19 protein-coding genes and 2 pseudogenes are annotated in these 12,021 nt (G+C 60.9%); 2 read left to right on the top strand and 19 right to left on the bottom strand.

All coding sequences use genetic code 11. From position 1 onward, the window contains the following. Window positions 1–9: 9 nt before the first annotated feature. From ACSSVC_RS24025 to ACSSVC_RS24115, 19 genes and pseudogenes are all read right to left on the bottom strand, one after another. The gene (locus ACSSVC_RS24025; protein WP_492611526.1) at window positions 10–264 is read right to left on the bottom strand and encodes a phage tail assembly protein T; all 255 of its coding nucleotides are present in this window, start codon (window positions 262–264) and stop codon (window positions 10–12) included. A gap of 29 nt (window positions 265–293) precedes the next feature. Further along, window positions 294–632 (bottom strand): phage tail assembly chaperone family protein, TAC, encoded by a 339-nt coding sequence (locus ACSSVC_RS24030; protein ID WP_492611527.1) that lies wholly within the window; start codon window positions 630–632, stop codon window positions 294–296. A gap of 9 nt (window positions 633–641) precedes the next feature. After that, window positions 642–794: pseudogene (locus ACSSVC_RS24035) on the bottom strand (phage tail tube protein); the annotation flags it as partial. A gap of 234 nt (window positions 795–1,028) precedes the next feature. Beyond that, window positions 1,029–1,367, bottom strand: a pseudogene (locus tag ACSSVC_RS24040) (phage tail tube protein); the annotation flags it as partial. Between the two features lie 52 nt (window positions 1,368–1,419). Next, on the bottom strand, window positions 1,420–1,788 hold the full coding sequence (locus ACSSVC_RS24045; RefSeq protein WP_492611528.1) for a DUF3168 domain-containing protein: 369 nt from the start codon (window positions 1,786–1,788) through the stop codon (window positions 1,420–1,422). A gap of 7 nt (window positions 1,789–1,795) precedes the next feature. After that, window positions 1,796–2,260 (bottom strand): HK97-gp10 family putative phage morphogenesis protein, encoded by a 465-nt coding sequence (locus ACSSVC_RS24050; protein WP_170001194.1) that lies wholly within the window; start codon window positions 2,258–2,260, stop codon window positions 1,796–1,798. Then, the gene (locus ACSSVC_RS24055) at window positions 2,253–2,594 is read right to left on the bottom strand and encodes a phage head closure protein (protein WP_492611529.1); all 342 of its coding nucleotides are present in this window, start codon (window positions 2,592–2,594) and stop codon (window positions 2,253–2,255) included. The genes ACSSVC_RS24050 and ACSSVC_RS24055 overlap by 8 nt, the downstream gene beginning before the upstream one ends. Continuing rightward, window positions 2,594–3,070 carry a head-tail connector protein gene (locus ACSSVC_RS24060; RefSeq protein WP_492611530.1) on the bottom strand — a complete coding sequence of 159 codons (477 nt, stop codon included), beginning with the start codon at window positions 3,068–3,070 and terminating at the stop codon, window positions 2,594–2,596. The genes ACSSVC_RS24055 and ACSSVC_RS24060 overlap by 1 nt, the downstream gene beginning before the upstream one ends. Before the next feature lie 3 nt (window positions 3,071–3,073). Continuing rightward, window positions 3,074–3,463 carry a hypothetical protein gene (locus ACSSVC_RS24065; RefSeq protein WP_492611531.1) on the bottom strand — a complete coding sequence of 130 codons (390 nt, stop codon included), beginning with the start codon at window positions 3,461–3,463 and terminating at the stop codon, window positions 3,074–3,076. Between the two features lie 43 nt (window positions 3,464–3,506). After that, window positions 3,507–4,721 carry a phage major capsid protein gene (locus ACSSVC_RS24070; RefSeq protein WP_253084336.1) on the bottom strand — a complete coding sequence of 405 codons (1,215 nt, stop codon included), beginning with the start codon at window positions 4,719–4,721 and terminating at the stop codon, window positions 3,507–3,509. Between the two features lie 14 nt (window positions 4,722–4,735). Further along, the gene (locus ACSSVC_RS24075) at window positions 4,736–5,611 is read right to left on the bottom strand and encodes a head maturation protease, ClpP-related (protein WP_221811669.1); all 876 of its coding nucleotides are present in this window, start codon (window positions 5,609–5,611) and stop codon (window positions 4,736–4,738) included. Between the two features lie 13 nt (window positions 5,612–5,624). After that, window positions 5,625–7,022 (bottom strand): phage portal protein, encoded by a 1,398-nt coding sequence (locus ACSSVC_RS24080; RefSeq protein WP_492611532.1) that lies wholly within the window; start codon window positions 7,020–7,022, stop codon window positions 5,625–5,627. Continuing rightward, on the bottom strand, window positions 7,022–8,719 hold the full coding sequence (locus ACSSVC_RS24085) for a terminase large subunit (protein WP_492611533.1): 1,698 nt from the start codon (window positions 8,717–8,719) through the stop codon (window positions 7,022–7,024). The genes ACSSVC_RS24080 and ACSSVC_RS24085 overlap by 1 nt, the downstream gene beginning before the upstream one ends. Beyond that, complete coding sequence (locus tag ACSSVC_RS24090) at window positions 8,716–9,189, bottom strand: terminase small subunit (protein WP_492611534.1); 474 nt, start codon at window positions 9,187–9,189, stop codon at window positions 8,716–8,718. Before ACSSVC_RS24090 ends, ACSSVC_RS24085 begins: the two co-directional genes overlap by 4 nt. 150 nt (window positions 9,190–9,339) lie before the next feature. After that, window positions 9,340–9,678 (bottom strand): HNH endonuclease, encoded by a 339-nt coding sequence (locus ACSSVC_RS24095; RefSeq protein ID WP_492611535.1) that lies wholly within the window; start codon window positions 9,676–9,678, stop codon window positions 9,340–9,342. Then, window positions 9,678–10,043 (bottom strand): hypothetical protein, encoded by a 366-nt coding sequence (locus ACSSVC_RS24100; RefSeq protein WP_492611536.1) that lies wholly within the window; start codon window positions 10,041–10,043, stop codon window positions 9,678–9,680. Before ACSSVC_RS24100 ends, ACSSVC_RS24095 begins: the two co-directional genes overlap by 1 nt. A gap of 173 nt (window positions 10,044–10,216) precedes the next feature. Next, window positions 10,217–10,393 carry a hypothetical protein gene (locus ACSSVC_RS24105; RefSeq protein ID WP_200902900.1) on the bottom strand — a complete coding sequence of 59 codons (177 nt, stop codon included), beginning with the start codon at window positions 10,391–10,393 and terminating at the stop codon, window positions 10,217–10,219. A gap of 54 nt (window positions 10,394–10,447) precedes the next feature. Further along, the gene (locus tag ACSSVC_RS24110; RefSeq protein WP_047305234.1) at window positions 10,448–10,777 is read right to left on the bottom strand and encodes a phage holin, lambda family; all 330 of its coding nucleotides are present in this window, start codon (window positions 10,775–10,777) and stop codon (window positions 10,448–10,450) included. 36 nt (window positions 10,778–10,813) lie between these two features. Next, the gene (locus ACSSVC_RS24115; RefSeq protein WP_492611537.1) at window positions 10,814–11,014 is read right to left on the bottom strand and encodes a hypothetical protein; all 201 of its coding nucleotides are present in this window, start codon (window positions 11,012–11,014) and stop codon (window positions 10,814–10,816) included. 301 nt (window positions 11,015–11,315) lie between these two features. Here ACSSVC_RS24115 and ACSSVC_RS24120 point away from each other — a divergent pair, with 301 nt between their 5' ends. Both ACSSVC_RS24120 and ACSSVC_RS24125 read left to right on the top strand, forming a co-directional pair. Next, a complete protein-coding gene (locus ACSSVC_RS24120; RefSeq protein WP_047305235.1) occupies window positions 11,316–11,495 on the top strand; it encodes a type II toxin-antitoxin system HicA family toxin in 180 nt (59 codons plus the stop codon). 70 nt (window positions 11,496–11,565) lie between these two features. After that, window positions 11,566–11,991, top strand: a complete 426-nt coding sequence (locus ACSSVC_RS24125; RefSeq protein WP_492611538.1) for a type II toxin-antitoxin system HicB family antitoxin — start codon at window positions 11,566–11,568, stop codon at window positions 11,989–11,991. Window positions 11,992–12,021: the final 30 nt, after the last annotated feature.

The following is a 12,021-nucleotide window of genomic DNA, read 5'->3' on the forward strand; positions in this document are numbered from 1 at the left end:
TACGTCGCGTTACGCCCACTCAGCCATTGCTTGCTTCAGGGCATCCCCAGGATTGACGTGATGTGGCATGAAGTCGTAGAGCTCCGCCTTGCCACCGCCCGAGCGATTGACCTGCAGGGCGATCAGCGCCGCGGCCAACTCCTGACGGCGAGCAAGATTGAGCGATCCATGCTTGTCTCGGTAGGCCACCCAGGCCAGCACTTCCGCATAGGAAAGTGTGGCCTTGGCCTCGGCTATCGATCGTCCACCGACCCCGTTGAGCACCAACTCATGCCAGAGCTCGTCGCCTGGGGTCAGTTCTTTGCAGGGGGGTTGTTCACCTCGTTGACCGCATTCAGCAGAACAATTCCCAGGCTCGAATCGAGGTTCACCGCGTCATCGAACGGCAGCTCTTCGGTGCCGTCCTTGCCAAGCATGATGCTAGCGGACAGGTAGCGAGCATTCTTGAATCGCTCGGCCTCACCGCCGGCAAACATCGCCTCCATCACGCCGAAGTTATGGCGTCGAACGTGTACGGTGAACTTGTCGGTGATGCTCTTGCCGGTCTCGTCGGTATGTGTCCACTCGACCTTCTTCGGAACCAGGGCGTCAGCGACAACGCCCCCCTTCTTTTTCAGTTGTGCGAGATCCATGGTGGCCCCTTAGGTGGTTTTCTTAACCCAGGCGGAACCGCCCGAGCGTTGGATAGATACCGCGGTGCTGACCACGGCATTGGCGGCGAAGTCGAACGGGAAGTCAGCCACGTAACCCTCGAATACAAACCAGGTACGCGAAGGCGGAAGAACGAAGTCTTCCTCCAGGTTGACGGTTGCGGTGGCGACAGCGCCAGTACCGGAGCCGCCGTTGAAGGTGACATTTGGTGCGCTGGTGTAGCCGGTTCCTGAGGCGGTGATGTTGATGGCCACCACCTTGTCACCATCCAGCACGGCAACGGCCGTGGCCCCGCTACCGCCACCGCCGGTGAGATTTACGGTCGGAGCGCTGGCGTAACCGCTGCCGCCATTGGTCACCGCGATCAGATCCAGACTGCCGGATGCTGCGACGCTCGGAGCCGAGGAGCCATCGGACCAGCCAACAGCCCACTTGAGCGTGGTGTCGCCATTGGCTTCAGACAGCTGATGCAGGCGGATGTGGCTTGCGCTATTGGGATCGGCGTTGATGGTCAAAGAGGCTTGGCCCGGGGTGCGCAGCCCCGGCTTGTAGGTGCGTTCGTTGGAGCTGAGGCAGGTATCCTCGATCTGCTCCTTCGGCGCGCCGCCAGGGTTGAATGCTGTGGCGCACTCGACCTCCATCACAGTCGATGGGCCTGCGCCAGTGAGTGGAGGCATCAGGGCATAAACCTGGGTGCCTTGGGTGAGAATCGACATGGTGGTCTCCTATCGGGCAAAGAAAAGCCCGCACTGGGCGGGCTCGGTTGATTCATCGGCGGACTATCCAGTCCACGTCGAAACTTCGGTGGTAGTCCTTTGTTTTCGGGTCGCGGTCCGTGGCGCCCCAACGAACGACATAAGCTCGCAGCTCAATCGCCGCACAGATAGCCTTGGTCACTGCAAGCACCGGAGAGGCGGTGGCCGCATACACATCCACCTGCAGGGTAAAGCTGTCGGCGTCTGGCCGGCCGGCGAGGAAGTTCTCAGGGCTGCCAGCGATCAAGTTCCAGACGACGTATGGCTTCACCGGCTTTTCCGGGGCCTCCCCGAATGAGTAGAGCCGGCAGTCAACGCCCACGCCGAGCAAGGCAGTAACGCCGGGATCTGTCGAGCACACGGCAAAAATGGGTGCTTCCATGATCTCCTCACAGCGCCGCGTCGATTTCCTGCCCGAGCACCTGCACGAAGCGGTCGGTCACGGCATTCACGTTGGTTGAGAAGGCGGGCCGCATGAACGGCGCCGGCGGGTTGTGCTGGGTGCCGAACTCCAGATACCGCCAGTGTCGGGTGTCGCCACCAGGGTTGCCGCTGGCATCCTTACTGTGCTGGTTTGAACCGGCTCCGCCACGAACACCAACTTTCATCACCACGCCACCCTCGCGCTGGCCCTGTCGCCCCGACTCTTGGGTAACGATGTTTCGCCAGATCTTCTCGGCGGTTTCCGGGTCATCCATTGCCCTGGCCCGCGCCTTGGCATCATCGCGAACGATGTTCATGGCCTGGCGCGCAGCCTTGCGCAGCCCTTTGCGGCGAAGCTTTGGAGCCAGGCCCAGCATCTTGCCAGTTACGGGCTTGAGCCCCTGCAGGCGAGCGGTGATCTGGTCAGCCATCTTTAATCCCCTTCGAGACGATGATGGTCAGGTACTCCAGGCCCGACTTGGGATCTTCCAGCGGCGGGCCTTCGATGCTGTAGATCTCGCCGCGGTAAACAATTCGCATGATAGGGAGCACACCAGCGCGATACCGAATAACCACTCTCGCCGTTGCCTCAGACTGGGCAGCCTGAGCTGCCACTAGATCACGGGCCGAAAGCGGCTCGAAACGCGCCGGACACTTGCCCCAGCGCACCACCCACTGGGGTTCGCCATACTCACCGGTGCCCGGGTCACGGGGAGTCGTTTTCTCCTCGATGTCGATGCGGTGCCGAAGTTTACCGGCCTGCATCACACACCCATCCGGATGCGGTACGGCATCAGCAGGTGCTGGGACGCCATCGGAAGCTCGACAGCTGTCGCCCCGGTGACAACCTCCTCGCGGTTGGCGAACAAGTGGCCCAGCTTGAGCAGGCAGGCCGCCTGGATCGCAGAGTTGAGTACCATGCCGTAGGCGATGGCGTCGCACTGGTCGTAGGCGTCGGCCAGCGCCTGGCGGGCATGACCGAGAAGGCGGCAGCGCAGCGTGTGGTCCTGCTCCGCCTCGGCGGCCGCTACCGCTGCGGCATTCGCTTCCTTGGCCGCTAGCATCGCCCCCTGCACCCCGGCACGAGCTGTGTCGAGCGCGACCTGATCAAGGTAGAAGCGGCGATTCAGAAATTTCATCGCCGTCTCTTCCGCTGCCTCAAGCTGTGCCTGTACCAGTACCTGGTCCTCTGGCTCGGCCAGCAAGTGGTGCATGGCCAGTTCGATGGCGATCACTGGCATGGGTTACTCCTTGACCTTCTCTGGCTCGCCACCCGCGACCAGTCGCTCAGCTTCAGCATTGGCTTCTTCTTGGTTACCGGCGAACTCGCCAACCTGGTTGCCTTCAGCATCCACCACGATCCACTTGCCACCGCCCTTGTGCTTCGCCTTGAAGACTGCGACTGGTGGAGTAATCGGCAGGGTGACGGCGCCCAGAGTGCTGGTGGTCAGCACGCCGGCGCCAGTCGCATCTTCCTGGGTGATGGTCACCACCACCTCGCCCTCGGAGCTGTCCAGCTCGGCATAGCCCCTCTGGATCAACTGGCGCCCGTGCTGCTCGATAGTCTCGAAAGAGGTGCCCTCCACCAGCGTTTGGCCGCCCAGATACAGAGGTTTCAGGGTTTTCAGCTTCATGAGTGCCTCCTGGGGCCGCATCTTGTGCGGCCCTCACATTGGGTTACGGAGTGACCGGGGCGGCGAACTCACCAAAGATGAACGCTTCTGGACGCTTCACCGCCAAGGCTGCACGTTCTTCACAGCGGATCGAGATCAGGTTCTTCTCGAAGTCGTCGGCGTTCTCGGTCGAGATGACCACGTTGGCGTCTTCACGGTCGAACAACTGAGCGCCGGTCTGGAATGCGCCGGTCAGGAACTTGCCCAGGAAAGCAGCGACCTCGGTAGCCACGACAGGCAGCCCCCACAGCACAGGGCCAGACAGACCCAGCGGGTTGGCGAGGATATAGCGGCCCAGCGAGTCCTTGGTCAGCTCGATCTTGGCCCAGTCCATGAAGTGCAAGACATGACCAGAAGCAGGCAAGCGTGCCAGCTGGGCTTGCAACATCGCCAGGCGGAGATCATCGATGCCCGACCGTTTCTCCACCTCGAATGCCGGGACGTATTTCGAGGCCTGAGGGACGATACCGTGCAGGTGCACGCCAGTGCCGTCACCGAACAGGATCTCCTGCTCCTCTACGTACTTGAGGCCGTAGCGCATTTCAACGTCGATGGTCGAACCCAGCTGGGCAAAGTCGTCCAAGATTTGCTTGGAGGCCTTGAACATGTGAGCGATGGTCGACACCGCGGTGAGCTTCGACGCGAATTCGATGCTCGAGTACGGTTTGGCGGTACCCTCGGCCACGACCTTGGCGGCGTTGGTGAAGCCGGTCTGCTGCACCCAGAAGATCGCCGGTGCGGTGGTTTGGCCAGGGGCGATCAGGTCGCGGATGAACAGGCGCTGCTTCGGCGCGGTGTCGATGCCGGGCAGGCGCTGGGGCTCGACGATGCCGGCCGGGACATCGGTAGACAACAGGGCGGCACTGACCGGAATGTTGACGCGCTTGCCACCTTCGATGCTGGCCGCGAACTGCTTGAGTGCTTCGCTCTTGATCACAACGCCGCCGAGGCTGTCCTGGGGTTGCGGGGTGCCAGCCGAAGGCCGGCGCGCGAACTCCTGTTCGAGCTCGCCCAGCTGGGCTTTCAGCTGCTTCTCGGCCTCGGTCAGGCTGTTGAACTTGGTCGCCAGTTCGTCGACGGCATTCTTGGTTTCTTCAGACAGGCTTCCGGCCTTCTTGGCCTCGGCCAGCGCGTTCTCGGCCTGCTTGCTGAAATCGCTGGTAGCCTGCTTGAGCTCGTTGGAGACCTGCTTCAACAGGTCAGCGGTATTGTCTGCCATGGGATTTTCTCCGGTTACTTAAGGGCTGCTGCCGAGAACCGCGACATGGCGGCCTGTAGATCGGCAAAGTGGTTGGCCAAGTCGGCCTGGTTTTCGGCAGCGCTGCGCGTACCGGAGGGGGCAGCGCCAGACGTACCCCCTTTGAGTTCTTGAATCAGGGAGCGCCGCTCGGAGCGAGGCATGCCCTGTTTGGCCAGGATCGTGTCCAGGCGTCGAGCCGCGACCTGCTGAGGCGCAATGGCTTGCGGGTCTTCCTGGGCCGCATCCGAAGGAAGAAGGCCGTCAGCGAAGCCGGCATCGACGGCAGCGGTGCCTCCCATCCATGTCTCTACATCCATCAGGGTGCGCATCGCGGCGGGCTCATCACCGGTCCTGACCGAGTAGATGTCAGCCAGCGTCGCGTCAATCTGGTCTAGGAAGTCTGCGACTTCGGTGAAGTCGTTCCGGTCGCCAGCGGCGATAGTCCAGGCGTTGTGGATCATCATGAAACCGGCTCGGGCGATCTGAATTTCATCACCGGCCATGGCGATGAACGACGCAGCGGAGGCAGCCAGGCCAAGCACCTGAACGGTCACCTTGCCCTTGTGCTCGCGCAGCAGGTTGTAGATCGCAAGCCCCTCAAAGACGTCGCCACCTGGACTGTTGATCTTCACGGTGATGTCCTTGTCGCCGATGCTGCGAAGCGCGGCACTGACGCGCTTGGCGGTGACGCCCTCGCCCGTCCACCAGTCCATGCCGATCGGGTCATACATGGTGATAGTGGTGGAGTCGTCACCGGCTGCAGCCTTGATCGCCGGATTCCATCGTTCCATTGCCTTCGGCAGCAGATCGGATTCGACGCGCGCGTGCGGCCGCACCGCCGGCGCTGCCGGTAGTGTTTTGAGAGTCATGGGTTACTCCAGGTCAGGCCGCTTTGAGCAGCGGCATCGATATCAGCGCGTGAGCCATCATGGGGCCGTCCGGGTTTCCTGTTTCCAAGGCCTCTGACGCCAGTTCGACCGCCTTGTTGATGGCTTCTCGGTCGTCGTTGTTGCGCGCCGAAACCAGCCGAAGCATGAATGCTGAGGCTGCTGGCGATACGCCTGCGGTAGGCTTTCCGAGTTGGTCCAACGGCACCAGTGCGGACTGGACTGTGTACGTGTCGCCGCCCGGGATCGGCGGCAGGTTCTCCAGCCGACGCACCTCGTTTCGACACATCCAGCCATTTTGCAGAGCCGTGTTGTACCAGGCGCCGCGGCCGGCGCTATCCGCACGCAGCAGGCCTTCCACCGAGAACTCGGCGAAGAACTCTTCAGCATCAGCCTCGCCGATAAGGCAGCGGGTGATCTCCTGCTCGATGTTTACGAGCAGCGGCCGCAGGCTATTGGTGAGGAAGTGAAGGTTCTGGGCCTCAACTGAAGCGGCCCAGCTGGATTGCTTGTCCATGTGGCCGACCATGAAGGGCGGCACGCGAAACCACCGGCACATTTCCTCGATTCCGAACGCCCGAGACTCCAGCATCTGCGCGGCCTCAGGATTCATCGTGATGCCCTGATACTTGAAGCCTGCTTCCGCCACCATGATCTTGCCGGCGTTCTTCGACCCCATGAACGCCTGCATGCTGGCCCGAAGTTGCTCGCGCTGCTGTGGCGTGATCTTGGCGTCACTGCTCAGAATGCCGGAGGCCTGCATTCCCTGTGCGAATACCTTCGCCGCGGCCTCCTCGATCGCCATAGCCGAGCCGAAGATCTCGCGACCGGTGGTGACAGGAAGCATCCCGCACACTCCATCCAGACCAAACCCCCGGATGTGCATCAGGTTCTTTTCGGGAATGTCGCGCTCAACGCCATTCTCGTTATACGTGTACTTGAGGCGTCCGTTGTCCTGCCGTTTGACCTTCATGCACTGAGGCAAGAGCGGTACCAGGGCGATCACCCGGCTACCGATCATCTTCTTCTCTACGAATGCATTGCCTCGAAGGCAAATACTCGCCACCACCAGCAACATGAAGCGCTGCGGCGTCATCTCGGCGTTCGGTATGCGGCACAGCAAGCGGTACAGTGGGTGCTCTTTGGCCACCTCGCGCGACCCATCCGGGAGGCGCCGGTAAAGTTTAAGTGGGAGCGTGGAAACGGATTCGGACAGCAGTCTCACACACGCCCATACCGTGGACAGCTGCATGGCCTTGTCGACCGACACGTGCTTTCCAGATGCGGAACTCCCGAACCACTCTTGCCAAAATGCGCCGTCTTTCAGGCCAATCGGGACGCCGAGCCAATTTTGCAGCGCTGCCTTCACCCGGCCTGGTTTTTTGTTGGCCATCAGATTCCTACCATGATCGGGTTATCAAAGAAGCCCTGGAGGTCACCAGAGCCTTCCGGGTTCAGCGCCATCAGGGAGACGGCATCAAATGTGGACATGAGCGGGTCGATCTTGGCCGAGCCACTGGCCTGCTTAGTGATAGTTATAGCGTTGCCTTGAGGTACTACCCGGGCGTTGCCGACGCACCAGTTCATCAGCGCGCTGCCGCAGTGGACCAGCTCGCCGCCGGCCACCTTGCGCTCGGTCGTCTTGATTGCGCCGTTGAGCTTCCAGCCCTGCGAGATGGCCACGATCTGCTCCATAACGATCCCCCGCTCTTGGGTGGTCAACTCATCAACGATGTCACCGATACCTGCCGCATCTACGCCGATAGCCAGCTTCTCCGGCAGCAAGCCGCGATCCCTGATGTCGCAGATGATGTCGGCAACCTGCTGGACATCGTCACCAGGTCGATCAACGACGGTCAAATCGCCGGCCTTCTCAAAGTCCCGCAGCGCACTGGCGATATCCTTCCGCCGTTCAAACACGATGCTGTGCGCCCAGGCATGAGCCCAGTGGAGCCATTGGCGAGTCACAGGCTCGCGGCCAAGCACTGTCAGGCCGAGCAGGTCGTCAAGGCCGCCGCCGTCAATCCCGACTGTCACCACCTCGGAGCGCTGCAGCAGGGTATCTAGGTCCAGGCCAGCCTCAGATGCAGACTCCCAATGATCAGCGCCTGCCCACCGGTCAGACCGCAGATCCAGGCCGATCTCGACGTTCAGGTGCTTCGCCAAGAAACCGCGTATGGCCCCCTCGCCCTCTGCCTGCGCCTCCTGATACTTCTGCTCGATCACCTCCTGATCGACAGAAAGCCCCCAGTTGGGGTTGGTCACGTGAGCGTTTGCAAGGTCGCGATGCTCGTTCCGCTTGATCATCTCTTTCGGGAACTCGTAGATCACCGGCAGGAAGCGCCGGTCCTCGATCTCGCCATCACGCACTTTGCGCGCATAGTCCAGCTTGGCCTTGAAGACACCGGCCGGCGGCTCGTCTGACTGCGTTGTGCAGTAGAAAACGAACCCTTCGGGACGCGACGCCAAGCCACCGGTGGCCTCGACCAGCATCTTCGCCGACTTGGCCTGCTTGCCGAACTCCCAAAGTTCGTCGATGAACACGCCAGTGGCTTTCTTACCGGTGACAGTGGCCGAGTCAGCCGCCACCACCTTCAAGTTCGCCTTGTTCAGGTTGTCGGTGACGATCCGGTTGTATTCCTGCACATGGAACCTGGCCTGCAGATCCTCATCCGCGTCGATCATGTCTCGAATCGGCTTAAATGCGTTATCTGCCGCTTCCTTCGTCGGCGCCAGGATGAGGAACTCGCCAGAAGGCCGGGTGTTCAGGATCAGAGCCGTAAGCATGATGCCCGCGGCGATGGTCGACTTGCCGTTCTTCTTGCTGACCATCAGGAAGTAGTTGGTGATCAGCCGGCGGCCGGCTTCCGCGTCATATGCGCCGAAGAGCGCGGCCACAACGTCGAGCACCCAGCTGCGGCAGGTATCGCCCATCAGCGGGCTGCCATCGGCATCAACCATTCGAAGGTTGCAGAACACGTCGAGAGCGTCTTCCGCCTGCTCGGGAAAGATGGGCTCCAGCGGAACGAGCGCCTGCCCACGGACGATACGGCTTTCCCAATCGGGGCACGCGGTAGTCCATTTCTTCATTTGACGGCCTTCAAGTGGCGCTCACGTAGTCCGAAGCGGCTGCCGCTGGCACCCACCTTCGCCGCGTCTTCGAGTTTCTGTTCCTTCTTGCCCATGCCGGATTTCTTCCCGTGGAAGTACGGCAGCGCCGACTGGGCCGCGTTACGCCGGTCAAAGATCTTGGCCTGGGGATCGTTCATCAACGCCAGCAACCAAACCAGCGGATCGTCAGTGCTGGGCAGGTTGACCAGGTCGCCAGACTCATCACCCAGCGGGGCTGGGTCGAAGGTCTCGCCATCTGGCTCCTGCTTAACATTTCGGGTCGCCTTTAACTTTTCCAGGGCAGCAACAACGTCAGGGTCTTTGGCGAGCCGAGAACCCGCCGCCGATGCGCTGCCCGCCGCGTATCCTGCGGCTTCCGCCGCTTCGCGATTCGAGGCACCAGCAGCCTTGGATTCGACAAAACGGCGCTTCTTCTCTGTTAACGCCATTAACAAAAACCTCTGAAACGGGGAAAAAATTCACGCGTGCGGGGATGGGTGGTCTAGGAGCAAAAAGCCCTGAACTCTCGACCCACCCCTCCCCTCTGAATCGGGGAGTTGACGTGCTTCAACTAATTTGATGCACACCATTGACGTGCATCAACCGATCTGGCCTGCGGCCTCCTCGGCAGCCTTCACCACGTCATGGCAGGGTCGGCATAGGGTCTGCCAGTTGCCACGATCCCAGAACAGCTTCATGTCACCCCTGTGTGGGATGATGTGGTCAACGACTGATCCTGCGGTAACACGTCCCTCGCGCTGGCAGTACACGCACAGCGGGTTGGCTACTAGCCATCCCGCCCGCGCCACTTGCCATTTGTACCCATAGCCACGTTGGGCAGCGGTCCCCTTGGCGGTCCGCCATGACTCCGGGTTGACCGTTGCCAGCTTTGATGGCTGGGCTTGCATCGCAGGCTTGAGGGTCGTGAGCCTAGCCATTACCGGCCACCGTGAACTGGCGCGCCACTCAGGTAGGCCCGAGGAGCAGCATCAGGATCAACGCCCTGGTCATCAGCCAGCGCCTCGATCAGCGCCAGGTTCTGCGTTGCGATCTGTTCAAGTAACGCCGTCTGCTTACGCTGCTCGGCCAATAGCTCGCCGAGGTCTGGCTGCAACTGCGCAGTTGCGCCGCCGTCCAGAACCAGAGCCTTAAAGCCCATGCGCTCAGCGTGCGCCTGTAGAGCTGAGCTCATCCGCTCGCGCTGCTCCTTCGTCATCAGATGCGGAATGCTCACCACCAGCAGGTCGCCGGTCTTCGGGCTCAGCTTCTCGATCTGCTGCGAACAGGTGCCGTGCTCGTTCATATCCAATCCTCGTCCACTTGTTGATCCATTCGCGCCGTGCGGCGCATCCACTACAGGCCATCACCAACCTCCTGCCATCTTGGCGCCTACCGCCACCCCGGCCAGGAACACGACAACCACCAGCATCGAGCCAAGGCTTGGCATAAGCGGCGCCTCTTGCGACTGCATGATGGTCATGCCTCCAGCGAAAGCTTGATTGAGGCCAGGATCACGCCCAGGGCCGCAGACTGGGACGACTTGGCCAGCTCGATAACCTGAGCCTCAACCCGGGCGACCTCGGCCTGCTCCTCGGGCGGCATGTCACTGACCATGCCCTTGATCTGGTAATACTCGGCGCTGATGGTGCTCATGGGGTATTCCTCATTCGGCGCCACGATTGGGCGCATTCGAAAACGTGGCGCGTATTAATCGGCCTTGCGACTGGGCAGCTTGAAGTCGGTGAATCGGTCGGCGATGGTGCGGATCTTCTCGACGCCGAGGAAGCCAACCCAGCCACCGACGAACGTGGACAAGGTCTGAGGCAGGCCGAAGAATTCCAGGCCGCTGATGATGGTCAGGGTCAGGCCGCCGCAGATGGCGCCCTCCACCAGCATCTGGCGCCTGGTGCCGCCGCCGTAGATTATCCGCAGGACCGCCATGGTCGCGGACAGGAACGCAGCACCCAGCACTGGCGAATGCTGACTCAACCACGCAAGCGCAATCGCCCAAGTGTCTGGTTTGTCTGGCATGTTCATCTCGATATCCTCCCAGTTAGGGAGTGAAGGAATGGGTTAGCGGAGGCAATGCATGGTGATCGAGGCGTCCTTGATCGCGGCCTCGCTGATGTAGGTGACGCCATCGACAACAACGAAGGGCTGCCCAGGCTCTGGAGTCTTCTCCAGGATGATCGGCCCCGGACCGCCATACAGCTCAATGCGGCCATCGGCGATGCGCCAGCCTGATACCCCCTCAACGAAGTTCGAACTCTGCATTGCTGTGCTCCAGAAATGAAAAAGCCCCGGCAGTTGCCGAGGCTCGAATGGGTGCAGAGGGCCGGCGCATGTCCGGCTTGGTGGTCTGGCTCGTTGGGTCACGTACCCCAGACTCTCATCGCGTAGTCGATCAGGGAGCGCACGGCTTTGATCCACGCCACTACCGACTTAGCCCAGCTGCCTAGGCGCGTCATCTGCGTAAAAAACCCAGCGCATGCCGGGCATAAACGAACACCACAAAAACGTTGTATTACCACAAAATAGTGGTATACTGGACTCATCCAAACAACGAGGCGAGGTGATGAAATACAGCGAGTTCAGACGATGGTTGAAGGCCCAAGGGGTGACCTTCGAAGCAGCTAAAGGAAGCCACTTCAAGATCACAGCACCAAACGGCAAGCAAACGGTCTTTGCGGACCACGGTTCAAAAGAGATGAAAGAACCGACCCGCAAAGGAATCATCAAACAGCTGGGGCTTTAATGAGCCCCAGCTCACTCGCGTTCATCACCCCCAAACATTCACCAGAGGGCCGCCCAATGGAGGGCCAGAAATGTTTGATTATCCAGTAACTATTCACGAAGACGAAAACCCAGGCGTCGCAGTAACCTGTGACGACCTGCCAGAGTTCAACAGTGCCGGGGACAATGTTGCCGATGCGCTGCGTGAGTCTGTGGACGGTATCGAAAGCGCGCTGTCCATCTACGTCGACCAGCGACGGGTTATCCCTGAAGCATCTAACCCAAAGCCTGGCCAGCATGTCGTCCGCCTCCCCACCGTAACCGTGGCAAAGATCATTCTGTGGAACGAAATGATGGCTCGCGATATGCGTAAGGCCGATCTGTGCAGACTCCTTGGCATTGCTCAGACACAAGGTGATCGCCTGGTCGACTTTCTCCACACCTCCAAGATGGAGGCGATTGAGAACGCTCTGGGCGCCCTGGGCAAGCGCCTGGAAGTAGTCGTTCGCGCAGCTTGATCAATCAGCCCCGGCAGCACTCCTAGCTCA

The sequence above is a fragment of the Pseudomonas sp. E1BtOHC1 genome, from assembly GCF_058744285.1.